29 protein-coding genes and 1 riboswitch are annotated in these 24,358 nt (G+C 50.5%); of the genes, 15 read left to right on the top strand and 14 right to left on the bottom strand.

Annotated features, from left to right (window positions below; translation table 11 throughout):
• Positions 1–3: 3 nt before the first annotated feature.
• The gene (locus tag OGV98_RS18065) at positions 4–399 is read left to right on the top strand and encodes a lysozyme inhibitor LprI family protein (protein WP_003836811.1); all 396 of its coding nucleotides are present in this window, start codon (positions 4–6) and stop codon (positions 397–399) included.
• On the opposite strand, the gene rutR is transcribed toward OGV98_RS18065, so the two are convergent.
• The 3 genes from rutR to OGV98_RS18050 form a co-directional block, all read right to left on the bottom strand.
• Positions 396–1,034 (bottom strand): HTH-type transcriptional regulator RutR, encoded by a 639-nt coding sequence (gene rutR / locus OGV98_RS18060; RefSeq protein WP_003036026.1) that lies wholly within the window; start codon positions 1,032–1,034, stop codon positions 396–398. The genes OGV98_RS18065 and rutR overlap by 4 nt on opposite strands.
• Positions 1,035–1,092: 58 nt before the next feature.
• Positions 1,093–2,007 carry a DMT family transporter gene (locus OGV98_RS18055; protein ID WP_003036024.1) on the bottom strand — a complete coding sequence of 305 codons (915 nt, stop codon included), beginning with the start codon at positions 2,005–2,007 and terminating at the stop codon, positions 1,093–1,095.
• 161 nt (positions 2,008–2,168) lie between these two features.
• Positions 2,169–2,342, bottom strand: a complete 174-nt coding sequence (locus tag OGV98_RS18050) for a con-10 family general stress protein (RefSeq protein ID WP_003036022.1) — start codon at positions 2,340–2,342, stop codon at positions 2,169–2,171.
• 386 nt (positions 2,343–2,728) lie between these two features.
• On the opposite strand from OGV98_RS18050, the gene wrbA reads away from it, so the two are divergent.
• Both wrbA and OGV98_RS18040 read left to right on the top strand, forming a co-directional pair.
• Complete coding sequence (gene wrbA / locus OGV98_RS18045) at positions 2,729–3,325, top strand: NAD(P)H:quinone oxidoreductase (protein ID WP_003036019.1); 597 nt, start codon at positions 2,729–2,731, stop codon at positions 3,323–3,325.
• Positions 3,326–3,345: 20 nt separating this feature from the next.
• The gene (locus tag OGV98_RS18040; RefSeq protein ID WP_003036015.1) at positions 3,346–3,573 is read left to right on the top strand and encodes a YccJ family protein; all 228 of its coding nucleotides are present in this window, start codon (positions 3,346–3,348) and stop codon (positions 3,571–3,573) included.
• Positions 3,574–3,611: 38 nt separating this feature from the next.
• Here OGV98_RS18040 and agp read toward each other — a convergent pair whose 3' ends face one another.
• From agp to OGV98_RS18000, 8 genes are all read right to left on the bottom strand, one after another.
• Positions 3,612–4,853, bottom strand: coding sequence for a bifunctional glucose-1-phosphatase/inositol phosphatase (gene agp / locus OGV98_RS18035; RefSeq protein WP_049002906.1), 1,242 nt, complete (start codon positions 4,851–4,853; stop codon positions 3,612–3,614).
• An 87-nt stretch (positions 4,854–4,940) separates the two neighbouring features.
• Positions 4,941–5,648 (bottom strand): ArsR/SmtB family transcription factor, encoded by a 708-nt coding sequence (locus OGV98_RS18030; RefSeq protein ID WP_049002905.1) that lies wholly within the window; start codon positions 5,646–5,648, stop codon positions 4,941–4,943.
• 69 nt (positions 5,649–5,717) lie between these two features.
• On the bottom strand, positions 5,718–6,473 hold the full coding sequence (locus OGV98_RS18025) for a sulfite exporter TauE/SafE family protein (RefSeq protein ID WP_149911937.1): 756 nt from the start codon (positions 6,471–6,473) through the stop codon (positions 5,718–5,720).
• A gap of 135 nt (positions 6,474–6,608) precedes the next feature.
• Positions 6,609–7,115, bottom strand: coding sequence for a protein disulfide oxidoreductase (locus tag OGV98_RS18020; RefSeq protein WP_048241231.1), 507 nt, complete (start codon positions 7,113–7,115; stop codon positions 6,609–6,611).
• Positions 7,105–7,728: a DsbA family protein gene (locus tag OGV98_RS18015; RefSeq protein WP_061548778.1), complete on the bottom strand. Its 624-nt coding sequence runs from the start codon at positions 7,726–7,728 to the stop codon at positions 7,105–7,107. The genes OGV98_RS18020 and OGV98_RS18015 overlap by 11 nt, the downstream gene beginning before the upstream one ends.
• Positions 7,725–9,605 (bottom strand): protein-disulfide reductase DsbD family protein, encoded by a 1,881-nt coding sequence (locus OGV98_RS18010; RefSeq protein WP_102191181.1) that lies wholly within the window; start codon positions 9,603–9,605, stop codon positions 7,725–7,727. Before OGV98_RS18010 ends, OGV98_RS18015 begins: the two co-directional genes overlap by 4 nt.
• A gap of 48 nt (positions 9,606–9,653) precedes the next feature.
• Complete coding sequence (locus tag OGV98_RS18005; protein ID WP_088902472.1) at positions 9,654–10,016, bottom strand: copper resistance protein; 363 nt, start codon at positions 10,014–10,016, stop codon at positions 9,654–9,656.
• A gap of 70 nt (positions 10,017–10,086) precedes the next feature.
• On the bottom strand, positions 10,087–10,491 hold the full coding sequence (locus OGV98_RS18000; protein WP_003846865.1) for a VOC family protein: 405 nt from the start codon (positions 10,489–10,491) through the stop codon (positions 10,087–10,089).
• Positions 10,492–10,887: 396 nt separating this feature from the next.
• On the opposite strand from OGV98_RS18000, the gene dsbA reads away from it, so the two are divergent.
• From dsbA to OGV98_RS17980, 4 genes are all read left to right on the top strand, one after another.
• Positions 10,888–11,511 (top strand): thiol:disulfide interchange protein DsbA, encoded by a 624-nt coding sequence (dsbA, locus tag OGV98_RS17995; protein ID WP_202580627.1) that lies wholly within the window; start codon positions 10,888–10,890, stop codon positions 11,509–11,511.
• 193 nt (positions 11,512–11,704) lie between these two features.
• Positions 11,705–12,625 carry a curved DNA-binding protein gene (gene cbpA / locus OGV98_RS17990; protein WP_003035957.1) on the top strand — a complete coding sequence of 307 codons (921 nt, stop codon included), beginning with the start codon at positions 11,705–11,707 and terminating at the stop codon, positions 12,623–12,625.
• Positions 12,625–12,918, top strand: a complete 294-nt coding sequence (cbpM, locus tag OGV98_RS17985) for a chaperone modulator CbpM (protein ID WP_003836827.1) — start codon at positions 12,625–12,627, stop codon at positions 12,916–12,918. The genes cbpA and cbpM overlap by 1 nt, the downstream gene beginning before the upstream one ends.
• 121 nt (positions 12,919–13,039) lie before the next feature.
• The gene (locus tag OGV98_RS17980; protein WP_003846869.1) at positions 13,040–13,726 is read left to right on the top strand and encodes a Crp/Fnr family transcriptional regulator; all 687 of its coding nucleotides are present in this window, start codon (positions 13,040–13,042) and stop codon (positions 13,724–13,726) included.
• A gap of 48 nt (positions 13,727–13,774) precedes the next feature.
• Here the strand turns inward: OGV98_RS17980 and OGV98_RS17975 are convergent, their stop codons facing one another.
• From OGV98_RS17975 to deoD, 3 genes are all read right to left on the bottom strand, one after another.
• The gene (locus tag OGV98_RS17975; protein WP_061548782.1) at positions 13,775–14,608 is read right to left on the bottom strand and encodes a nucleoside-specific channel-forming Tsx family protein; all 834 of its coding nucleotides are present in this window, start codon (positions 14,606–14,608) and stop codon (positions 13,775–13,777) included.
• A gap of 86 nt (positions 14,609–14,694) precedes the next feature.
• Positions 14,695–15,858, bottom strand: a complete 1,164-nt coding sequence (gene tsgA, locus OGV98_RS17970) for an MFS transporter TsgA (RefSeq protein WP_003846872.1) — start codon at positions 15,856–15,858, stop codon at positions 14,695–14,697.
• Positions 15,859–15,896: 38 nt separating this feature from the next.
• On the bottom strand, positions 15,897–16,604 hold the full coding sequence (gene deoD, locus OGV98_RS17965) for a purine-nucleoside phosphorylase (RefSeq protein ID WP_003035940.1): 708 nt from the start codon (positions 16,602–16,604) through the stop codon (positions 15,897–15,899).
• Positions 16,605–16,921: 317 nt separating this feature from the next.
• Between deoD and OGV98_RS17960 the strand changes: the two genes are divergently transcribed.
• From OGV98_RS17960 to OGV98_RS17925, 8 genes are all read left to right on the top strand, one after another.
• The gene (locus OGV98_RS17960) at positions 16,922–17,431 is read left to right on the top strand and encodes a GNAT family N-acetyltransferase (RefSeq protein ID WP_016149892.1); all 510 of its coding nucleotides are present in this window, start codon (positions 16,922–16,924) and stop codon (positions 17,429–17,431) included.
• 242 nt (positions 17,432–17,673) lie between these two features.
• Positions 17,674–17,897: riboswitch (cobalamin riboswitch) on the top strand.
• A 221-nt stretch (positions 17,898–18,118) separates the two neighbouring features.
• Complete coding sequence (locus tag OGV98_RS17955) at positions 18,119–19,171, top strand: ABC transporter substrate-binding protein (RefSeq protein ID WP_003035934.1); 1,053 nt, start codon at positions 18,119–18,121, stop codon at positions 19,169–19,171.
• A gap of 66 nt (positions 19,172–19,237) precedes the next feature.
• Positions 19,238–20,305, top strand: coding sequence for a FecCD family ABC transporter permease (locus OGV98_RS17950; protein WP_016149890.1), 1,068 nt, complete (start codon positions 19,238–19,240; stop codon positions 20,303–20,305).
• Positions 20,302–21,117, top strand: a complete 816-nt coding sequence (locus OGV98_RS17945) for an ABC transporter ATP-binding protein (RefSeq protein WP_061548786.1) — start codon at positions 20,302–20,304, stop codon at positions 21,115–21,117. Before OGV98_RS17950 ends, OGV98_RS17945 begins: the two co-directional genes overlap by 4 nt.
• A 10-nt stretch (positions 21,118–21,127) precedes the next feature.
• Positions 21,128–21,568: a pseudoazurin gene (locus OGV98_RS17940; RefSeq protein ID WP_202580628.1), complete on the top strand. Its 441-nt coding sequence runs from the start codon at positions 21,128–21,130 to the stop codon at positions 21,566–21,568.
• 27 nt (positions 21,569–21,595) lie between these two features.
• The gene (petA, locus tag OGV98_RS17935; protein ID WP_044700748.1) at positions 21,596–22,147 is read left to right on the top strand and encodes a ubiquinol-cytochrome c reductase iron-sulfur subunit; all 552 of its coding nucleotides are present in this window, start codon (positions 21,596–21,598) and stop codon (positions 22,145–22,147) included.
• Position 22,148: 1 nt separating this feature from the next.
• Positions 22,149–23,309 carry a cytochrome b gene (locus tag OGV98_RS17930; protein WP_016149886.1) on the top strand — a complete coding sequence of 387 codons (1,161 nt, stop codon included), beginning with the start codon at positions 22,149–22,151 and terminating at the stop codon, positions 23,307–23,309.
• Positions 23,310–23,311: 2 nt separating this feature from the next.
• Positions 23,312–24,115 carry a cytochrome c1 gene (locus tag OGV98_RS17925; RefSeq protein WP_044700752.1) on the top strand — a complete coding sequence of 268 codons (804 nt, stop codon included), beginning with the start codon at positions 23,312–23,314 and terminating at the stop codon, positions 24,113–24,115.
• Positions 24,116–24,358 lie beyond the last annotated feature (243 nt).

The raw sequence follows: 24,358 nt of genomic DNA, 5'->3' as shown, positions 1-24,358 counted from the left end.
AGCATGAAACGAATCGTACTGACATGTGCAGCGCTGCTGCTGAGCGGCCAGGCGCTGGCGGATGACTGCGCCAACGCGAACACGCAGATTGAGATGAACACCTGTGCGGCAGAGCAGTATAAGGCGGCCGACGCCAAACTTAATGAAACTTATCAGAATGCGCTGAAGCGCGCCGCTCCAACCCAGCGCGATTTACTGAAAAAAGCGCAAATATCCTGGATAACTTTGCGCGATGCGGACTGTGCATTACTCAGTTCTGGCACCGAAGGCGGTAGCGTTCAGGCGATGATTACCAGCCAGTGCCTGACGGATAAGACCAACGAGCGCGAAGCGTTTCTCGCCTCGCTCTTGCAGTGTGAAGAAGGCGATTTAAGCTGCCCGCTACCACCGGCCAGTTAACGCACGCGGATCCCTTCAATAATCATCCGCTGTACGCTCTCGACCGTTTGGTTAAAAAAGGCTTCATCACGCAGCGTTGCGCCTGTCACCGCCTCTACCTGTGGGGCAAAGTCGGCGTAGTGCTGAGTTGAAGCCCAAATCATAAAAATCAGATGATGCGGATCGACCGGAGCCAGTTTTCCGCTTTTGATCCAACCGGCAATCAGCGCGGATTTCTCATCAATTAGCGTTTTGAGATCCCCCTCCAATTCTGCCATCAATAAAGGCGCTCCGGCCAGCATCTCCATACAAAACAGCCGTGATGCCTGAGGGTAATCGCGCGACACTTCCAGCTTAAGGCGAATGTATTCTTTAATGGCCACCAGCGGCGCAAAGTCTTCGCGAAAAGCTTTCAATGGAGCCAGCCAGATGTCGAGGATCTGCCGTAAAACGGCGATATAAAGCACCTCTTTTGACGGGTAGTAATAAAGTAAATTGGTTTTTGACACACCCGCCTGCTCTGCCACCTGCTCCAGGCGCGTGCCGTGGATCCCATATTGGGAGAAGATATTTAATGCCGCGGTTAATATGGCCTGGCGTTTTGCACTGACGGCCTGCGAACGCTTACCTGTTTTTTTCTCTGCGCGTTGGACCATGCGCCCTCTCCTTCTTGTGAGGGCGTCAGCATACCAAATCACGCGGTGAATGGTTAAATTAAAGCGATTCCGGAGGCGCCTCTTGCGGCTGCGCTTTTTTCTTTTTGAACTTCAGCTCGCTGACCAGCACGCCAACAATAATGAATGCCGCACCAAGCAATGCAAGTAGCGGTAAGCGTTCACCCGCCAGACGGCCAAAGATCCCCGCCCACACTGGCTCACCGGTATAAATAACCGTCGCGCGCGTCGGCGAAACGCTACGCTGCGCCCAGTTCATGGTGACCTGAATAATCGCGCTGAAAATCCCCAGCCCCAGCGCCACCACCAGCAATCCGGTAGACATTGGCGGTACGGTCTCTCCGGCTGGTCCCATCGCAATAAACGCCACTATCGAAGCAGTTGCCAGTTGCACTACCGTTACCCGCCGTACATCCACTTTTCCCGCCCACGCGCTAATCAGGATAATTTCTGCCGCAATCGCCACCGCACCAGCGAGCGTGATCCACTCGCCTTCGCCTAAAGCCAGTAAATTACCTCCCGGTCCGGCAAGAAAAATCAATCCGATAAAGGCCAGTACAATACCGACGCACGGCATCAGTCCAGGCATGCGCCCCAGACACAGCCATTGTAAAAGCGGTACCAACGGAACGTACATCGCGGTAATAAATGCAGATTTACTGCTGGGAATAAACTGTAGCCCCCAGGTTTGCAGGCTATAACCCAGCGCAATGGCGATACCGATTGCAACCCCTGCTTTGACTTCCAGCCATGTCAGCTTATGCAGTGTGTGTAACGACAAAATCGCGACCGCCAGCGCGGCAGTGGCAAAACGCACACCGACAAAGAAAAAAGGCCCGCTTAGGGTAACGGCATATTGCACCGCCAGAAACGTGCCACCCCAGAACATGGTGATCACAATGAGGATCGCTTCCTGAGGTTTAACAGAAAAGGAATAACGAGAGAGTAATGACATGAGACACCCGATTAACTGAATGTCATTAGTCTGCGTTGCGTTTTGTTACAGTTCAACCTTGCAGACAAAAAAAACCGCCGGAAGGATCCGGCGGCGGTGGCTACGTAACGTCTGTCTCTGACGCTCAGCCGTCACGATATATCTGACAGATAGCCCGACAATTACGATTTGTTGTTGCCGTGGCTATTTTTGCCCCCTTTTTTGCCTGCCTCTGAAGCGCGTTGCGGGTCATTCTTAAAGTTGCCCCCGCTGTGCTGGCCACCTTTTCGACCTGCTTCTGATGCTCTTTCGCGGTCTTCCGCAAAGTTGCCGGAACCGCCCCGATGGTTTGCCATTACTGACCTCCGTCATTGATTAGACATCATATTGCATAGGTACTGAGGAGTGATACCTCACGCAGCGTGAAGGGCGAGGCCCTGAAAATAACTGCGTGGGATTAAGCATAGTGAAGCGTGGACTGGGCAGACGCTAACTGTAATATCCTGCAACAGGATCAGGAGTGCCAAAGAAATAATCACCCTAAGAAATCAATAAGTCTTTCTTATGACTAACGAATTCAACCCAGTTAAATATGTATCATTTTGCTACAAAGCAGATTGTTATAAAAATTGTTATAAATCAAAGAAGTGATTGTGAAATTTGCACTCCTGGCAGTACGTCATATCTTTAAAGGTAGGTAGCGAGTCGCTACGGACACGGTTAACTCGAGGAGTAGTGTAAAATGGCAAAAGTTCTGGTGCTTTATTATTCCATGTACGGACACATTGAAACTATGGCCCATGCAGTCGCAGAAGGCGCAAATAAGGTAGATGGCGCGGAAGTGATTATTAAGCGCGTACCAGAGACCATGCAGCCTGAGATTTTCCTTAAGGCTGGCGGCAAAACACAAAACGCACCAGTCGCAACCCCGCAAGAACTGGCTGATTACGACGCCATCATTTTTGGTACCCCCACGCGCTTTGGCAATATGTCCGGTCAGATGCGCACCTTCCTCGATCAGACTGGCGGGCTGTGGGCCTCTGGTGCTCTGTACGGCAAACTCGCCAGCGTATTCAGCTCAACGGGAACCGGCGGCGGTCAGGAACAAACCATTACCTCAACCTGGACTACGCTTGCCCACCATGGGATGGTGATTGTGCCTATCGGTTACGCGGCGCAAGAGCTGTTTGATGTCTCTCAAGTTCGCGGCGGTACCCCTTACGGTGCAACCACCATTGCCGGAGGCGACGGCTCTCGCCAGCCAAGTCAGGAAGAATTATCTATCGCCCGCTATCAGGGTGAATATGTCGCAGGTCTGGCAGTAAAACTCAACGGCTAATCTTCAACAGGAGGATTCGAATGCCAACTCAAGAAGCGAAAGCCCATCGCGTCGGCGAATGGGCAAGTCTGCGCAATACATCGCCAGAAATAGCCGAAGCCATTTTTGAAGTCGCACATTATGACGAGAAACTGGCGGAAAAAATTTGGGAAGAAGGTAGCGATGAGGTACTCATCAAAGCCTTTGAAAAAACAGACAAAGATTCGCTCTTTTGGGGTGAACAGACTATCGAACGTAAAAACGTCTAGCGCTCAGACTCCCCCGCGAACACGGGGGAGTTTTTCTTTTATTTAGCCGCCTCATTCAGCACGCTGTCGAACTTATCTATCGGGCAAAAACCATCCGCATCTATCGGACATCCTTTCAGCTCAAGCGTTACGCGCTGCGCCGGGGATTTCAGCGTCAGAACATCTGCATTACGCAACTGCTGCGAGCTCTGATACACATACTCGATTTTCATCAGATCACGATTTGCGTTGCTGTCATGCCAGCGCTGGAAGACAATCTTCCCGCCAATCGGCGTACGCTCGTTCTGATCGTGAAGCTGGTATGGTTTGAAATCCAGCGCGGTGAGCAGCGAAGCGATGTTTGAGTCATGTCCCACCAGCACGGTTATTTTCGGTGCTTTCGCGCGTTCCGTAACCAGCGCATTATCAATATATTTCACCAGAGGTTTGGCGACGTTCTGCGCCACTTCCGGGGAGGTGAACAGGCTGTCCTGATAGCCATTTTTCAGCTTCGACAGAACCTTCCACTGCTGATCCGATTTAATCTCGCCCCAGGCAACCTTGTCCATCGGGAAGCCTTCGTAATACTGCAGCGTGAAGGCATCGACCAGCGAATTCCCCACCTTCAGCGGCCCCGATACGCCTGGCTCCTGCTGGTATTTCGCGCTGAACGTATCTTTGGCATCGGTCAGGGAACACTGCTGTTTTTCTTTACAGGATGGAGAGTCTTTGTAGTCGGTCATTTGCTCAAGCAACTGATAGCTATCGTTGAGCTGCATTTTACTTCGCTCTTTCTCCATGGCCTGAACGGCCTGCTGGCTGAAGGTGGCGGAATCATCGGTGATCACCGGATTAAAGGTGGGATCCATGGTGCCCATTTTTTCCTGATGATGGACCAGAACATCGCAACCTGGGAAAGCACCGGTGACAAAGAACTGCGCCGTAGCAACCGTACGCTGCAGACTGTTAGCATAGGTATACACCGTATCCGGTGCCGGACATTCGCCCGATTTCACCATCCCCTGCTCTGCCAGCCACTCTCGCATGTAGTGGCCCATATAGATTTCCAGCACACCGCCTTTAGTAGTGAGTTGTCCGCCGGGGACATCCCATTCTGGCCATTCCTTGGGGGTGGACTGTTCAAGAACGCTGCCATTATTGGCTAAAGGTGCACGTAAGTTATGCCGACTCATCATCAATACTTGTTGAAGCTGATACCCTTCCGGCGCGGTCTGCGCCTGCGCGGCGTTGGACAGTAATACAGCCCCTGCCACAGCGGCGGCGATTAACGATTTATTCATCCCTACGACCTCTTGTTGTTATCAATCACAACAGAGTGTGACAGAAATATGACATATTTCCGGGAACGCTTTCGCAAAACAGACCATCTAGCGTGTCGTTTTAACACCAAACTCGGTTTCGAGTTTACGAATGCCAAGAGGTGTGAAGATGACGTGGCGGCTGCCCTGTACTGTTTTTATCCATCGCTGTTCACTGAACCAGCGCAGCAACGTTGCGCCAAGCACACCACCAGGATGATAACGTCGCTCGCTCCAGTCCAGACAACCGCAGGTTAACTTCCGCCGGGATGAACCCGCCGCCAGGACAATCCCCATCTGGGCCAGCTTTTCCTGGCCAAGAGGAGTCAGCGTTTCACCATCCGGCGTTAACCACTGACGGGAAACCAATGTATCAAACAACCTCACCGCGACCTCTCCGGCGAGATGGTCGTAGCAGGTGCGGGCATGCCGCAAACCTGGCGGCGTTGTGATTCTCCGGGACATTGATGTCGCCCACGCAACGCCCATCAGGCGTTCCAGCAGTTCAGCGATATCGGAACCTGCAAGGCGAAAATAACGATGCCTGCCCTGCGCCAACGCTATAACAAAACGTTGTTCGCACAGACGTGCGAGATGCGCGCTGGCGGTCGACGCGGATATATCCGCCACCGCGCTGAGCTCAGTTGCAGTCCAGGCGCGGCCATCCATCAGGGCGCACAGCATACGCGAGCGCGATTTATCGGCCATCACTGCCGCAGTGAGTGCCATTTTCGACTCCAGCTCGCCCTCTTCTTCATGTAACATCACGGATGCCATAACGACCTCATTGACCCTGAATCTCTGAATTAACGATGCCATGAAAGTCGCGCAAAGTCACCGAACCGGTCACACAGCACGCAGCATCATCTCTGTACCCAACCCGACCAGACAAAACAGAAAACAGCGTTTAAACACGAGCGGAGAAATAACCCTTCGCACACGGGTTCCTATCCACTGGCCAATAAGTGCAGGAACAATGGCCAAAGCCGACAAGCTTAGGGATTGTACGGGCAGCGCGTTGTGCCACCACAGACCCAGCGCCAATGCCAGGGTCGAAAAGGTAAAAGAGATCCCGAGCGCCTGTACCAGTTCATCTTTCTCAAAGCCCAGGGACTGGATCCAGGGCACGGCGGGCATCACAAACACCCCGGTTCCGCCGGTCAATAAGCCGGTCACAAATCCAATAACGAGGGAGTACGGTTTTTCACGCTGCGGGGCCACCGCAATTTTCTTTCCTGCCAGCGTCCAGATAGCGTAGGCCACCAGCGCCACGCCGAGTGCAAACTGAGTTCGGGTGGTGTCGCCCCCGGTAATCCAGGCGCTGGCAAGCAGAGTCGCCACTACCACTGTCAGCAGCATTGGCCACAGTCGTTTGAGTAATTGGCGTGTATTTCCACCACTGCCAAACTGGAACAAATTGCTTATCAGCGAAGGCAATAGCAGCATAGCCGCCGCGGCAACCGGTGAAATAAGCGATCCGAGGATCCCCATTGCCACGGTGGGTAACCCCATACCCGTAACGCCTTTCACCATCCCGGCGAGGACAAATGTGGCGGCAATCATCACCACCAGAGCGGGTCCAAACGCTAAAGAACTCGTCATGTTGCACTTTCCTGGAAAAGAGAAGATGACTGATTCTGGACGTTAATCACTGTGCTTGCTTCGTCAGGCAACGAAATATGCCTTCCAGAGGAAGGCGACGCCGTAAAAAAATGCCGGGTTTCCCCGGCACATTTATCAGAACGTTTTCGCCCACCACAACCGAAGTTTCATGCCCCAGTAGCTGGTCCAGCCGCTGGTGGTTGATACCACCCGTCCTTGTGACATCACCACCAGCGTGGGCGTGACGCTGATTGCCCAACTGCGGGAAATAGCCCCGTTCGCATCATTGATGACCGGAAATTCCACGCCTTTACGCAACAGCCAGCGAGATACCTCAGCTTCATTTCCGGAGCGTAACGCAATGGTCATCACATTTTCCCCTTCCGAACGCAGCCTGTCGACTTCCGGCGTCGTGAAGCGGCATACGCCGCACCAGCTCGCCCAGAAATAAAGCAACACTGGCTCGTCTTTGCTGAGCGCTGCCAGCGTGACGGTTTCACCATCCAGCGTTTGTAAAGGCGTGCTGTCAAAAGAGGCAGGGAGCTGCGGCGCGCGCCAGGCATCCATCAGCAACATCGCCCCCGCTAACAGTGCCAGTAAGATCAGCCCTTCGCGCAACCAGCGGCGCAGTTTACTGAGCATTGGCCGCCGCCAGTTTTTCTTTTACCACTTCCTCAAGGGTTTCCCACGGCACCGCACCGGGAATAAGTTCATCGCCAATGATCGTTGCGGGGGTTCCCTGTACACCCACCAGTCGCGCCAGTTGCAGGTTAGTGCTCAGCGTTTCAGCACTTCGGGCGTCCAGCGTCACCGGACTGGCCCCCGCTTTTTCCTGCGCCTGTTTGATACTGACATCTGTATGGTAGCCCTTCTTCTGCATCAGTTTTTCATGTAGCGCCAGAAACTGCTGCGGATGCTCATGCCATGTCGTCAGCACGGTCCGCGCCGCCAGTTCCGAGCTTTCACCTTTAAACGGCAACGGTTTGATCACTACCGCCACGTCAGGATATTTCTGCACAATTTTTTCCAGCATTGGATCCAACTGCTTGCAGTATGGGCAGTTGTAATCGGTGAAGTTTATCAGGGTCAGTTTTGCCTGCTTTGCGCCAATCCGCGGGCTGTTGGGATCGTTAAACAGGGCTTCCTGAATTAATGCTTCAATTTGCTTTTCCTGTTCCGGGGTAAACGGCGCAGGTTCTTTCGCGATACTGACGGCAGAAAACAGGGTTAACAGCAGAACAATCATCATCTTCATGGGGTAACTCCTTTGGCATCATTCAACGTTTGCAGTACCGCATCACGGGTTAACAACGTGGGTAACACCTGGCCTTCCGGCAGACCGGGGCCATAAATTTGGTTATACGGCACAGCAACCTGGCCGCGTTTTTTTAGAAATTCGGTAATGGCTTCAGAAGGGAGTGTCCAGTCGCCACGCAGCGCCACCACATCCGGCTGTTGCAATGCGGCCTGTACGTCATCTTTATGCAAGACGTTGAACTTGTTTACCTTACAGGTGATGCACCAGTCTGCTGTGACGTCAATGAACACACGCTTATGTTGCGCCAGCGCATCCTCAATAGCTTGCTCGCTTAGCGGTTGCCAGTTCACGCTCTCTTTGCCAGTGCTTTGCCCTACGAATCCGAAATGCGGGAGCAGCAACGTCGCAAGCCAGATAGCGGAGCCCAGCATCATCACGCCGAGCAAACGCCGCAAAATATTCATCCAGCGTCCTGGCCGCGGCAAACGCAGTGCCAGACCGGGACGCAGAGCTACCAGCAGCCACGGTAAGCTCATTCCCAGCCCAAGTGCGATAAACAATCCCCATAATGTCGGCAGCGAAGCGGTCAATGCCACCGCCACCGCCGTTCCAAGGAACGGGGCACTGCACGGCGTAGCAAGCAGCGTCGCAAATGCACCTTGCCAGAAATGTCCCGACAGACCGTTGCCGCCGTGAGTCGCCAGCGTGGTAGTCATCGCAGAAGGGAGTCGGAATTCAAACCACCCGAACAGGCTGGCGCTGAACGTCAGCATCACCAGAACCATCACGCCAATGAACCATGGATTCTGAAACTGGATCCCCCAGCCAAGCGCCTGATTGGTTAAACGCAGCACCGTCATCAATAGAGCCAGAGCCATAAATGAGACAAGTATTCCGGCTACCGATGCGAGGAACTGACGACGGACCTGGCGACGACTTTTTTCCTCGACCAGCAAAATCGAGCCCAGCTTCATGCCCAGAACCGGTAACACACAGGGCATCAGATTGAGGATCAAACCGCCCAGCAGCGCCATTAGCACCACTTGCCACAGTGGGAGTGAGGCGTTCTCAACAACCGGGGCTTCGCCAATCGCAAGACGACTTTCCTGGGCAACACCGTTATCTGCCAGCACCAGGGTGACTGACTTACCACGCAGATCCGGCGCGCCTTCTCCCCAACCGTCATGTACAGGTACCGTGGCGCGTAATGTCTCCCCCTCAACATGGATTTGCGGCATGCCAAAATCCGCATCATCAACAGCATCCAGATACAGCCCTGGTGCAGTCCAGCCTCCCGCACGGTGAGCCTCGACGACTAACTCTCCCGCCCGTGCGCCGGCGCTCAGAGCATCGGTCAGGCCGCTGGCAAGTGGGATCTGTCCCATCGCCTGAGCATAGTCATGTGCAAAAGTCGGGTCCTGGGCTGTGGGCGTCACGGAAAAAGGAAAATCCGTCAACAGGCAAACGTTGCTACAGGTGGATAGCGTCAAAACGCCGCTGAGCGTGGCGGGCGCTCTACCGCGCACCACCATCGGGAACGTCACCTTATCGTGATACCCCTGGGTAGTGATATTGGCGACCTCAAAACGAGCAGGGGTTGGCCAGAACCAGTCGACCGCAGGCATTTCCTCTTTCCAGGCGATAGCAGGCGCAACGCCCCCCTCGCCCGGAGAACGCCAGTAGGTTTTCCAGCCGTCCTCCAGTTTGACATCCAACAACAGACGGGTTTCACCGCCAGCGGACGTATCAGCGCGTAACCGCACGCTGGCGTGATCGTTATCGGGTGAACGCAGCCAGCCGGGTTCAGCCGCCCAGGATACGGGCAGCCATAGCAATAACAGACAGAACAGTGTCTGCCTGAAAACAGTCATCATAGTTTTTCTCCGTGAATAATTATCTAACAGTCAGCAACGGCTGTTCTGTCATTCACGGAAGACGCAAAATCGGAGATGCACCCGGAGAGTGGGCGGCGAGATGGCTCGCGGTGGGAAAAAAGGTAGACGAAACACCCGCACTGGCGCCAGCAACGACAGCAGCAGGCACAGCACCAGAATAGCACCTTCAAACAGTACGGGTGGCGCAGCCAGTAATGACTTCGCGCTCAGTTCACAAGGGGTAACGGGTGAGGTTTCATCGGTCTGCACTTGTGCGCTGGCGACAACGCTTGTAACGGCGGTATCCATCTGCAACGCGTGCAGGCCCGCCATGCGTTGTGCGGTGCAAACCATCACCACAACACATGCCAGACAGAGGAACAACCATCCCATCCGTTGACGTTTCGCCATTATACCCTCACTCATTGATGCGAGTTATCTTAACCACTCGCCGGTTTTTGGCAACCTTTACGCTGTAAAGTTATGTCCTTCCATCTGCTGGATATACCGCGATTTCAATCAGATTGAGATCGGGATCCCTGACATAAACCGAGCGAATCGGTCCTGTCGCACCGGTTCGTGCAACGGGCCCTTCAATAATCTCGACTCCGTGGGTTTGAAACGTCTCTGTCACCTCTTCCAGTGTACGCGTGGTGATAAAACACAAATCCAGCGCCCCCGGCGTTGGCGCGTAGGCTTTAGGTTCAAACTCTTTTCCCCGAATATGGAGATTGATTTTCTGATTGCCAAAGACGAAGGCTTTCCGACCTTGTGCGAAAGTTTCCAACCTCATGCCTAAAAGCTCGACATAAAAACGAACGCAAGCCTCTTCATGATTGGTGGTTAGTACCAGGTGATCCAGGTGGTCGATCATAGTGATATCCATTTGGGTTGCTCATCTCTGACACTTACCCTATTCATTCACGCGCGACAAGAAAAAGACAATCTACAGGGGTATTTGCAAATACTTAGCGCAATACCTTGCCATTCACGCTTTAAGGCGAAATGATAATTAATCATATTTTCGTCTTTGTTTATTACACTATAACATTGCTAAAAACACCCCTGAAAATATCACGGAAGTTATCATTCACTATTTACGAAGAATGCCAGAGAATATTTCAATGTCAGCACACAAATAATGCCCGCTACGTACTGATGCGTAAATGAAAGTAAGGGTCAGCGCATTTTCAGGGGATTTCCTTATTATATCCAGACGCAATGAATAACGTATTCATTAGCAGATAATTTGTTTATCAAATGTTATTTAGAGTATATGAAAATGAAAAAACATTTATTACCCCTGATTGGGTTACTTTTTACAGTTAGCGCTCAGGCAGCATCATTTACCGACGGTAAAGAGTATATCACCCTGGAAAAACCCGTCGCTTCCGCCCCAGCTGCGCTGAAGTTTTTCTCATTTTACTGTCCTTCCTGTTATCAGTACGATGAAGTTTTTGAAATCACGGATAACGTGAAAAAAGTACTGCCTGCTGATGTCAAACTCACCGAATACCACGTCGACTTTTTAGGTCCGCTGGGGCAAGACATGACGCACGCCTGGTCCGTCGCCATGCTGTTAAACGTACAAGATAAAGTTAAACCGTTGCTTTTTGATGCCGTTCAGAAAAAACAAACCGTTAAAACAGCGGATGATATTCGTAACGTATTTATCAGCGCGGGCGTCAGCGCCAGTGATTATGATGCCGCCTGGAACAGTTTTGCCGTGAAATCCCTGACCGCAAAACAACAAGAAATGGCTAAAGCGGTAGATTTAACCGGTGTGCCCGCCATTTTTATCAACGGTAAATATATGATCAATCCAAAAGGACTGAAATCTGACGACCTAAACTCTTTTGTGAAGAGCTACGCGGATGCGGTTCGCTATCTGATCACCAAATCCTGACATTTCGCTAATCTCACTTTTCGCACCACACAACAGTCAAAAGCGCTGTTGGTGGTGCGCAATCACATCATTTAGACCAATATCCTTTCTTCCCGGTTGGCATTCGCCGTTATCAGGATTACCCTAAACTTAGCGGTGTTACCTGTTGTCGGGGTACACCTTCTTCAAGTGTTAATTTACACGAGAGAACGCTATGGAATTAAAGGATTATTACGCCATTATGGGCGTGAAACCGACAGACGATCTCAAGACAATCAAGACCGCCTATCGTCGACTCGCCCGTAAATACCATCCTGATGTCAGCAAAGAGACTGACGCTGAGGCCCGGTTTAAAGAGGTTGCTGAAGCCTGGGAAGTCCTGAGTGATGAACAGCGACGTGCCGAGTACGACCAACTGTGGCAGCATCGCAACGACCCTCAGTTCAGCCGTCAATTCCAGCAAGGAGAGGGGCAAAGCTACAGCGCCGAAGATTTCGACGATATCTTCTCCTCTATTTTTGGTCAGCGTGCGCACCAGTCGCGCCAGCGCCCTGCCAGCCGCGGGCATGACATCGAAATAGAAGTTGCCGTCTTCCTCGAAGAAACGCTTACTGAGCACAGCCGCACTATCAGTTACAACCTGCCAGTCTACAATGCGTTTGGCATGGTAGAACGAGAAATTCCTAAAACACTGAACGTGAAAATCCCAGCTGGCGTCGGTAACGGTCAGCGTATCCGCCTGAAAGGTCAGGGCACGCCCGGCGAAAACGGTGGGCCGAACGGTGATTTGTGGCTGGTGATTCATATTGCGCCGCATCCGCTGTTCGATATCGTTAATCAGGATCTGGAAGTTGTCGTTCCTCTGGCGCCGTGGGAAGCTGCGCTGGGTGCGAAAGTAACCGTTCCGACGCTGAAAGAGAGCATCCTGCTGACCATTCCTGCAGGCAGCCAGGCCGGTCAGCGGCTACGCATTAAAGGCAAGGGTCTGGTAAGTAAAAAACATACCGGCGATTTGTATGCGGTGATCAAGATCGTCATGCCACCGAAACCTGACGACACCAGTGCCGCCCTGTGGCAACAACTGGCGGATGCACAAAAGACCTTTGATCCGCGCAAAGAGTGGGGGAAAGCATAATGGCTAACGTTACCGTCACTTTTACCATTACCGAATTTTGTCTGTACACCGGTGTGTCAGAAGAAGAACTGCATGAGGTTGTCGGCTTAGGGGTGATAGAACCCCATGAAGACGAGACGTTTGACGATCATGCGCTGACCGTAATGCGTCGCGCGATGCGCCTGCGTCAGGAGCTGGAACTTGACTGGCCAGGGATTGCCGTTGCATTGACGTTGCTGGAAGAGAACGCTCAGTTACGTCAGGAAAATCGCCTGCTGCGCCAGCGATTGTCCCGTTTTATCAGCCATCCTTAGTGCGTCAGGGCCAGCATGGTGCTGGCCCTTTTATTGTCCGCCCCGCGCTCTTAATGACATTAAGCAGTAGATAGCATACAGTCAGAGATAAGAATTATCTCAAACAATAAGACGTTGAGCCATGCAGCTTAAGCCCCTCACAAAAGGTCGTTTTCACAATATCTGGCAGCAAGATGATGCCTTAATTGAGAAGATATTCCAGGAACTGCTCTCTGAAACGCAGATGATCCACGAAGATGAGTATCTCTATCGCCAGGGACAGGTAGTCGATCGACTTATCATGGTGCAATCAGGCAGAATTTCCCTGCGTTACAGCGCGGAAAATGGTCGCCGTTTTCAGTTGGGCGCAATGGAATGTGATGAGCAACTATTTGGTGAAATGGAGTTTTTTACCGGGTATCGCTGCCAGCTTGATATCGTGGCCGAAGAGCCGTTGACCGTGGCGGTGTGCAGCTGTGATCGTCTTGAAGAAGCGCTAAACCAGCACCCGAGACTGGCGATATTTTTTGCCAGTGCGATGGCGATTGATTATCAGGATATGCTGGAAATCTTCCTGCACCGGATGCTCTACCCTATCGTTCATAACGTGGCGTATGATTTGTATCGCCAGCATCAGAACAAACAGCCGATGGATGGTTTCCATAAAAAATACCAGGAAGCAGAACGGTTCGGCACCACCGATCGGGTCTATCGGCGGGCGGTTAAAGCCCTGACGGATGCCGGACTGGTAACGCGCACGAAGCAAGGACTGGAAATTAAGGATCTGGATGGGCTGCGTAAATTCCTCGGCAATGACATCATTGACTGACACACCAACCATCTCCGTAGAGAAGGTTGGTGTGTCAGTTCAGCGCAATCAGAATTTATAGGTAAGGTTGAAGTAGTGACCGAGTCCGGTGGTGCGCCCTGCTCCGCCGTGATTTTCCATCAATGCCATATTGCGGAAATACTTCAGGCCATAACCCACCGCATAATGCTCTGAATGCCAGTAGATACCGTTATACCATTCAATCGCGTTATTGCTGTATAACGGTTGATTAGCAATCTTGTTAGCGGCGAACTGATAGTCAAAGTAACCCTGATAGTTCAGGTAGCTGCCGTTGGCAAAGGTATAGAACGGCGTCGACCAGTTGGTCGAGAACATGTAGCCATCCCACTTGCCTTCGTTATCCGCACCGTAGTTTTCACGCACATAATGCGCATAGATGTTCATTCCCACCAGACCAAACCACGGAACCTTAACATCTGTGCCCAGACCGACATAATGTTCAAATAATTCCCGGTCGCCAATGTTATTTACCGTTGCGATATAGAATTCGTTAAATGGCCCAACGGATAAATCTTTATTTAAAATAGCATCCAGGGAAAACCGTGGGGATATCTTGGCGAAAAAGTTATCGCCACCATGGCGGTCATCCTGCTTGCGGTCAAAAATATCAAAGAAATCGACATAACCATACAGATCGATAATTCCGGAACGCGCCCCAAACTCCAGTTCCAGATAAGTGTCATTACGAATACCATAAGGCACTTTCGCATCCACACTTTGCATTAAGTTCATCTGCATCCAGTTAAAATCATTTTTACGGACGTTGCCATCGGTATAATCAGCAGCAAGCGCTTGCGTACAGCTCATTGCAACGATTGCGCCCAGAACTGTTTTTTTAATCATTGATTTATTCTTCATCATTTTCAATTCCTTTGAGCAAGGTTGAGTGTCGCCTCACCAAATAAATGGTGTGGCGACTGACTATCTAATTAGAGAGGTAAGTGTTATTACTGTGCTTTGTTACGTTTAAGTTTTAATGTACCCATCAACATGATAAAGATTATTAAATATAATACTGGTATTGCGTACATAATTTTCTGCAAGCCCATTGTTTTTTCCATTAGCGCACTGATCGCTGGACTAAACATAGCCCCGGCGCTACCGCTAATTAAAATATATGAAACATTCTGACTACTTGCGCGCTTCACAAATGAAACTCCGTAGGCAATAAAGGAGTTATACAGCGCCGCACAGACGAATCCGTAACTATAAGCCAGATAATCAAGCCCCGAGATGTTTTCTTTCGTTACAATAATGGTCGTAATAACGCAAGCGAGCAAAATAATACTCAACAGGAAATAATGTATCCTCACTCGAGAAACAATAACAGTTGATACTAGCGCCCCAACCAACGCCGCTCCCCAGTATTGCGTAATAATATTACCGGCTTCTTCAAAAGGAATGCCAAATTTGTTCTTCACAAATAATGGTGCCCAGGTCAGGAAGGTATACAGCGCCAGCATACCTAAGAACAGACCAATACCTCCGCTAATAATCCCTGGGTTCCACTCAGACTTCACCGCGTCTGTCCGCTCCTCCGCAGACGCGGTTTCACAGGCAGTAAAACGAGTGAGCGCCACCACACCTAACGTAAGTAAGGCCACCATGCCAACACTTAGATAGCTGTAACTCCATGACATATTGTGCGTCAGGGCGTAGGTGGTGATCAGCGGGAAAACCACGCCTGCGACGTTAAAGGTGGCGTCTTGTACCACCAACATTGTACTTTGAATGCGATCCTGCCATACCGAAACGACAATCGTTCCTGCCACACACAGGCCAATCCCACCGCAAAAGCCCACCAAAGTCATGGCAACCATCACTGGCCATAAGCCGGGGCTTAAGTGCATTGCCAGCGAACAGAGGAACACTATCGAATAGATAATAAACGTCATTCGCTTGACGCCAATTTTTTCTATCAGGAAAAAGGCGGCGATGGTCCCCGCTAATGCCCCACCGTTAAGCAGCGAAAATATCGAGGCAACGGTATTCACATCAGCACTGTAACGTACCGCAATCGGTTCAATCAGCATTCCAAACTGACTGGCAAACCCCGCCATAATAAAATTTGCCAGAAAACTAATCAGTGTAAGTGCTATTTTATTCTTCATATAATGACATCCCTGATTGGTTCAATTAAAAGCCAATGCTAAGCCGTAACGGCTGTATTTAGCGCCAGCTCAATCATATTTTTAAAAGTTAATTGTCGTTCCTCTGCCGTGGTTTCTTCGCCTGTCAGGCAATGATCGGACACCGTTAAAATAGCCAGTGCTTCAATATTAAATTGGTGTGCTAAGGCGTATAAGCCGGCCACCTCCATATCCACACCCAGTACACCAAACTTTTCCAGTGCAGGAATGAGGTTTTCGTCAGGATCGTAATAAAGATCGCCACTGAAAACATTACCGACCTTAATGTCGATTCCGGCCTTCTGTGCCAGCATCCACGCCTGTTGTAGTAATGGGAAGTGAGCGGACGTCGCCATCGTGTAGCCCGCGCTACGTTTTAAATTTGTGACAGAGTCAGTACCGGCAGCGAGAGCCAGAATAATGTCGCGCATTTTGACATGCGGTTGTGTTGCCCCCAGACTACCGACGCGAATAATTCTCTTCACATTAAAATCATGTACCAGCTCATGGGCGTATAGCGTCATAGACGGAATACCCATACCGTGTCCCATCACCGAAACAGGTTGACCAAAATAAAGACCGGTATAGCCCAGCATATTACGCACGTTGGTAACTTCGCGGTAATCCATGAGATAATTTTCGGCAATAAATTTTGCGCGCAGCGGATCGCCCGGCATAATCACAGTTGGCGCAAAATCACCCGCTTTAGCATTAATATGTGCAGTCATAACAATTCCTGAATTATGGGTATTGGAGATATGCAGGGATTGTAACCAGACGTTTGCAGAGGATTGAGGACAAAAGTCCTGCTCAAAGGATCGGCCTCTCATTTCTGAGAGTTAGAGTTGCAGGCTTAGGATGCAGAGGAAAACTATGCCTCGGCAACAGTTAGGAAAAGCAAGACCCAGGACAATAAAAGAACAGATTAGCCCCCAAATCGCTGGTGACTACCGCGTTGGCGCGAGTAGCCATAGCAGCGTCAATATTGTTTTGAAAGTGGTCTTATTGTTATTATCGTATTCCACTCTAAGCTTGGATGCCTGCCATGACCCGATTAAGGTTTAGTGAGATGACTCACGCCGATATACCTGCTGTTCAGTCGTTCCTTATTAAGCATCTTAATTTGTTCTTCAATGCCGGGAGAGTCATGCCTGCTGCTGAAGAAGATATCTTCGATCTCAAGCAGCAGTATATTTTGCAAGAAAGAAATCTATTACTTTGCGCATGGAGTGAAAAACAAGAGCTCATCGCTACACTTGCTGTATGTCAATATGATGATCGTATCACTGAGCTACGTGGGCACTATAATTTGCCTGAAACGGCAGAAATTTGTCGTTGCTACGTGGATGCGCGCTACCGCAGACAGGGAATCGGAAGCCGGTTGTTTGCTTTAGCTCAAATGTTCTGCCAGCAGCAAAAATATAAAACCTTATATCTTCATACTCATCATTTCTTGCCTGGAGGGTATCATTTTTGGTTGCGTAAAGATTTTAGCGTCGTTATGGATATGCAGGATGAATGGCAATTGGTACATATGCAGAGATCACATTATTAAATTAACCCAACGCTAATTAACTGCGTTATTGATAACGATCAATATGATTAAATTGAAAAAATAAAACTGTGTTTATAGTTTGATCAATATCAATCAATTCTCATTTAGCTTTTTATTGTTATTTTCATGTAGACCTCCGAGATAAAGGATTTAAGCATAACCAACTGTAAAATATAACAATTTTAACAGAGGTGTGAGGTTTTCCCTATTTATTCATACGGTTGACCTCGTTAACAATTGCCGTTAGAGTCGCTTTTGACAGCATTTCATTACATTTTTGTATATGAATAGGAATATGGTGAGAATTATTCAATTCAATTCCATAACTGCCCCCGCAACTGTAGGCGGATGCAGAATATCCTTGTGTGGTTAATAAGCCACAGGTCACTGTAAAGCTCGTCTTTATGGGAAGGCTGATATTCTGATTACCGTGAGTCAGGAGACCTGCTGTCAACGATGTATACCATTAAGTGGACGGGATGGTCCATGGGATGAATTATTTGACGTAAGCAGTAGTGTATTTATGAATAAGATTTTGGCTAAGTAAGGCTTATTTGCATTTGTTGCATATCTTCATTCTTAAAATTCACAATTTAATGTCATCTATCTTCATGTCTCCTCCCGATATATGGAATGAAATGAGCCATGACCAGACTTTAAGATTCTGGCATCAACGGGACGATGATAATGCACGCTAATTCTACATTTTTCTCTTCTAAAAAAACGCTTCTGGCTATTGTTGGAACCACTGTACTGTTGACTTCCGGTTTTTCTAACGCGGCAAAAACCGAATATCCTCTGACGATTAAAAACTGTGGACGCGATATTACCTTTAATCAGGCACCAACGCGCGTGGCAACCGTGGGTCAGAACAGTACCGAGATTCTCTATTCACTGGGGCTGGCCGATCGCGTCGTGGGTACTTCGTTGTGGTTTGGCCCGGTACTGGATGCTTACAAAGCAGCAAATGAAAAAGTTGCCGTCATTGCGCAAAATATTCCCAGCTTTGAAGGAATTGTGGCTAAAAAACCAGATCTGGTCGCCAGCCAGTTTGAATGGCAAATCGGCCCTGCTGGCACAGTTGCATCATACGAACAGTTTAGTGAACTGAAGGTGCCCGTTTACACCGCGCCAGCTGACTGTGCTAAGGATAACGAAGATGGGGGTGATGGTGTTCGTAAGGGCATGTTTGATATTGCTATGGTGTATCAGGAAGTCGCCGATCTGGCAAAAATTTTTGATGTTCAGGATAAAGGCGAAGCGCTGATTGCCAGCCTTAAAGCGCGTGAATCAGCAGCAAAAAATAAAATTACCGGCATGGATAAGAATGTTTCTGCCGTGTTCTGGTTCTCAAGCGCCGATTTACAGCTCGATCCTTACGTTGCCGGGAAGTTTGGCCCAGCAGCATGGATAGCCCAAACGCTGGGTGTGAAAAATGTCATTGATTCTGCTGAAGAGTGGCCAACGGTGGGCTGGGAAACCATCGCTAAAGCTAACCCTTCTGTCATTGTGCTCGGTGAGATGAGCCGCCGACGCTTCCCGGCAGATGACTGGAAGATCAAGATGGAATACCTCCAGTCCGATCCTGTCACCAAACTGATTCCTGCCGTCAAAGAAAACCATCTGCCGGCCATTGACGTACAGACAATGAATGCCGGGATCAGAACTATTGATGGGGTGGAAAAACTGGCTGACGCTCTGGTTGAATATGGCTTAGCGCATCCGCAGGCTGCTCATTAATCTACATTTTGCGCTATATCACGGCACGGTATAGCGCATCTCCGTTACTCAGGAACGCAGATAATCATGAGTGATTCTCGCAGGATGCGTCGCGCTGTTGGTCAGCTTGCGGTGAGAGTCGGTGGTCATGCCGTTTGGGTCAGTGCGCTGATGTGTTGCGTACTGCTGGCGGGGATTTCCATCGGCGAAACGTTTATCCCCTGGCGGCACGTACTCAGCACGTTGGCAAATCATCTTTTCGATACCCACTATCCTGTCGATGCACTGGATGCCGGGATCGTCTGGAACTACCGACTGACCCGAGCACTGGTCTCAGCCAGCTGCGGCGCCTGCCTGGCTGTTTCCGGCGTAGTGTTGCAGTCGTTGCTACGCAATGCGCTCGCCGAACCTTATCTACTGGGGATTTCTGCCGGAGCATCTACCGGTGCGGTGCTGATTGCGCTCACGGGACTGGGGGCTGGCATCATCAGTATGTCTTTAGGGGCGTTCATTGGTGCGCTGACGGCATTTCTGTTCGTTGCGCTATTGGCGATGGCCGCTGGCGGTAAACAAGGCGGCGGGATTACAACCCAAATCATTCTTGCCGGGATCGCCAGTTCGCAACTGTTCAATGCGATTACGTCGCTTATCATCACCCGCTCAGCAAACGCCGAGCAAGCACGCGGAATTATGTTCTGGTTGTTAGGCAATTTGAGCGGTGTACGCTGGCCCGATGTTGTCTTAGCTATTCCTACCGCTCTGGTCGGTATTGCGCTGTGCTTCTGTTATGTCCGCCACCTTGATGCGTTCTCCTTTGGCGCTGAATCCGCGGCATCGTTGGGCATTCCAGTCAAACGTACTCGCGCAGTACTAATTGCTGCTGTCACCGGTATGACAGCGATTATGGTCTCCATTGTTGGTGCGATCGGCTTTGTCGGTCTGGTGATCCCTCATGCCGCTCGTTTGCTGGTCGGCAACCAGCATCATCGACTGCTGCCGGTTAGTGCGCTTACCGGCGCCATCTTCCTCATTGTCGCCGATGTTATTTCCCGCACGTTACTACCCGGCCAGGTACTGCCCATTGGGGTAATCACGGCTTTGGTCGGCGCGCCTGCGTTTTCAATCATTCTGATAAGAGGAAACCAGAACAAATGACGGTAAACCTCGTACAGCCACTTGTTGCCTCTGCGCAAGCCGTTATTGAAGCCTGCAATCTGCGTTGGAAGGTAAAGGGTAAGACGATTGTTGATGATATTTCTCTCCGCGTAACTCCCGGCGAGTTTGTCGGTATCATCGGTCCCAACGGCTCGGGCAAAACGTCACTGATTTCACTGCTGGCCGGTTTGCTGAAGCCGACTTCCGGGCACATCACTCTGCGGCAAAAAGCGCTCCAGCACTATTCGCGGCGTCATCTTGCGCAACAGGTGGCGCTGGTCGAACAACAGGCTGAAACCAGCGAGCGGCTTACCGCTTTACAAGCCGTTTCTCTGGGACGGACCCCCTGGCTTAGCCTGCTCACCCCCTGGTCTGCCAAAGATGACGATATCGTACAAACGATGCTGGAGAAGGTCGATCTCAGTGAATTACAGCACCGCTGCTGGCATACCTTTTCCGGGGGAGAAAAACAGCGCCTGCATATTGCACGGGCGCTGGCGCAGCAGCCGCAATTGTTGCTGATGGATGAACCCACCAACCATCTCGACATTCAACATCAGATTGGCCTGCTGAGTCTGGTTAAACGTGAAAAGCTCACGGTGATTGCTGCTCTGCACGACCTTAATCATGCCGCAATGTTCTGCGATCGCATAATCGTAATGACCTCCGGACAAATGGCGATGCAGGGTAAACCTTGCACCGTTTTTACCCGCGAAAATCTCCATGCCTGGTTTGGTATCGACGCCGTTGTCGAACATGAAGCGGGTAGTGAAAACTGTTTTATTCGTTATCAAAGACCTGATGAATTTTAAGGAAGAATCGATGAAATACCTCAAACAGAGTCTGAAAGTTTTGTGTTTACTCGCCCTCGCCTCTTCAGCCTTCGCGCAAACTCACGAAGTGTTGATGAAGAATCGTGGGTCTGCGGGGCCGATGGCCTACGAGCCGGATTATCTGGAGATCCAACCCGGTGATACGGTGAAGTTTATCCGTAAGCATAAGAGCCACAACGCGGCTTCAATTGCTGAATTGTCTCCAGCTGACTATCCCGGTTTCATGGGAAAAATAGATGAAGAGATCGAGGTGACTTATGACAATCCCGGATTTTACGGCATCAAATGTTCACCGCATTACGCTCAGGGCATGGTGATGATGATTAAGGTTGGCGATACCACGTTACCGGACAGCTATCGGGCATTCAAAGCGCCAGGTATTGCTGATAAGCGCTTTCAGGAAATTTACGCGCGTATCGACAAACAATAATCCGCATTACTCTGGGAGAAATACAAGGTGGCAGATAAAAAACTTGCAGATGGAGAAATCCAGGAACAGCGTCGGGAATGCCTGTGTAAACTGACGAAATTCGTCGGCGCGGCGGGCGTCGCGGCTGCCGTGTGGCCGCTGGTTTCGGCCTTGAGCCCGGATGAGAAAACGCTAGGGGAAAATGAACCGATTGATGTTTCTCTTGCGGGTGTTGCTGCTGGACAAACCATCAGGCGCATATGGCAGGGAAAGCTGATTCTTATTCACCACCGCACGCAGGAAGAGATTGTCGCCGCCAGAAATACCAACTGGCATACGCTTATTGATCCACAGTCTGACAGCGAGAGGGTCTCTGCGGTTCATCCCCAATGGCTGGTGGTTCAAGGGTACTGTCCACATGCCGGATGTGTCCCCAACGCCCAGCCGGGAGGGCTGGGCTGGATTTGTCCGTGCCACGGCTCGGAATTTGATACCTCCGGGCGCGTGACGCGCGGCCCCGCAACGGCCAACCTGGCAATCCCGGATTACGCCTTTCATTCTGATGGTCAGATCGTGCGTATCGGCACTAAGGAAGCCTGACATGATGAGTGAGCGCGTCTATTCGCTTCGCTGGCGAATTCCTTTTCCTCGTTCGATTGCCGGACTCTGGCTGTTCGCTATCGGCGCAATCCTGCTGGTTATGCTCGGCGTGCAGATCCTGACAGGTATCGTACTGGCGATGTTTTACGTGCCGACAGCCGGGCTGGCATTTGACTCCATTATTCATATTATGCGTGCGGTTCGCCACGGAGAACTGATACGCAATATGCATGCTATTGGCGCATCGCTCTTTTTCTTTGCCTGTTATCTGCATATTTTTCGCGGTATGTACTACAACGTGTACCGCAAGCCCTGGACAACAATGTGGTTGATTAGCGTCACGCTGTATATCCTCCTGATGATAACCGCATTTCTTGGTTATAGTCTTATCTGGGGGCAAAAAAGCTACTGGGCGGCAACGGTCATTACTCGCTTTGCCCAGGCCATTCCGCTAGTGGGTGATACGTTATACGCATATTTAGTCGGTAGCCATACGCCGGGAACACCGATGCTTGGCCGCTTTTTTGTTATCCACTTTATTCTTCCTTTTATGATTGTCGTGGCAACGGTTTTTCATATACGAACCGTACAGTCAGCGTTTGCCCAAGCGATGAAAAAGAAGTTCAGCGAGAAAGAGTCCAGGAGCCTGTTGTTCGATTACAAAATTACCGATCTCGATGCCATCAAAATCACCCTTTTTTTGATGCTCTTCGCCTGGTTTTTATTCTTTGCTCCGCACTATCTGAGCAGCGCCGATAACTTTATTCCCGCAGACCCAACGATTACACCGGCAATTGTTGCGCCAGAATGGTATTTCCTTCCCTTCTTCTCCATCTTGCGCTGCTTCCCGAATGAATTCGTAGGACTAGCCGCGATGTGCGGTTCGATACTGATTTTCTATTTTCTTCCCTGGCTTGATACCTCCCGGGCTCGTTTTCGCCATTACAGCAAGCTGGTCAAATGCGGATTCTGGCTGTGGGTCATCAATGCCTGCTTTTTAGGCTGGTTAGGATCGAAAGCGCTGGTTGGCCCCGACCTTCTTGACGGTTTTCGTAACGAAGAAGGTTGGATACGTGCCGCGTCCCAGCTTTCGACGCTGATTTGGTTTGCCTGGTTTTTAATCGTATTACCTTGCCGTCGTTTTCTGGAAAAACAGGACTGATAATGAAACGACTATTGAAATTCAGTGTTCTGTGTTTTTCTCTATTGGGACTGGGCTCCACCTATGCGCAAGAAGCCACGCCTGAACGACAGGAATGGAGTTTCAGCGGCATCAATGGCCAGTATGATAAAGAGCAGCTTCGGCGTGGTCTGCAGGTTTATGAAGAGAAGTGTCGCGCTTGTCACGGCATGAAGCACCTTACCTTTCGAACCTTGACCAGACCCGGCGGCCCGGAACTCACGGAAGAAGAAGCAAGAAGTATCGCTAACGGCTATCAGTTTCCTGAGATTCAGGATGACGGCCAGATGGGTGAGCGGGACGGGACGCTAAATGACAGCTTTATATCGCCATATTTAAACGAGCGGGAAGCTCGATACCTTAATAATGGCGCAGAACCTGTTGACCTGAGCTATATCGTCCGCGCCCGCTCATACGATCGTGGATTTCCGCAATTCCTGTTAGATGCTTTTCTGCCCTACACGGACCAGGGAGCTGATTACGTCTACGCGCTACTCACCGGCTATCTGCCTGACGATCCCGAACTGAAGGCTAACCGCTATTTTCCGGGCGGCGTGATTAACATGCCGAAACCGCTGAATAGCGGAGAGATCCAATGGAGTCCGGCGTCGCAGAAAGCTGAAACTGAGGAGCAATACGCCAGGGATGTTACCGCCTTTCTGGCATGGGCAGCCGATCCGGCGCTCTCTGAACGAAAACAGCAAGGGAATTACGTTATGGGCTATCTGGCTATTATGCTGGGGCTGCTATGGATATTACGACGAATGAAGAGACGTTCGCTCATGTAGCTTTTGCGAGGCGGGGTGATTACTCAGTTCACCAGCATTCAACCGGTCAGCAGCACTGTTGCTCTTGCGCGACTAAGACGAGTAAAGGAAGACAAAATATAAACCGAGCAAAACGAAAAAACCCCAAGCTATTTGATAGCTTGGGGTTTATGTTTGGCGGAAGCGTAGTCCGCCAAATTAATGTCCGGGAATGTCAGAAATAGTCCATTTTTACTATTAATAAACAATATGTTGTCAAAATAC

Origin of the sequence: Citrobacter sp. Cf136, assembly GCF_030333815.1 — a bacterium.
Lineage (GTDB): Bacteria > Pseudomonadota > Gammaproteobacteria > Enterobacterales > Enterobacteriaceae > Citrobacter > Citrobacter freundii.
Note: the sequence above shows the minus strand (reverse complement) of the source record. Positions and strands in the feature narration are given on the sequence as shown.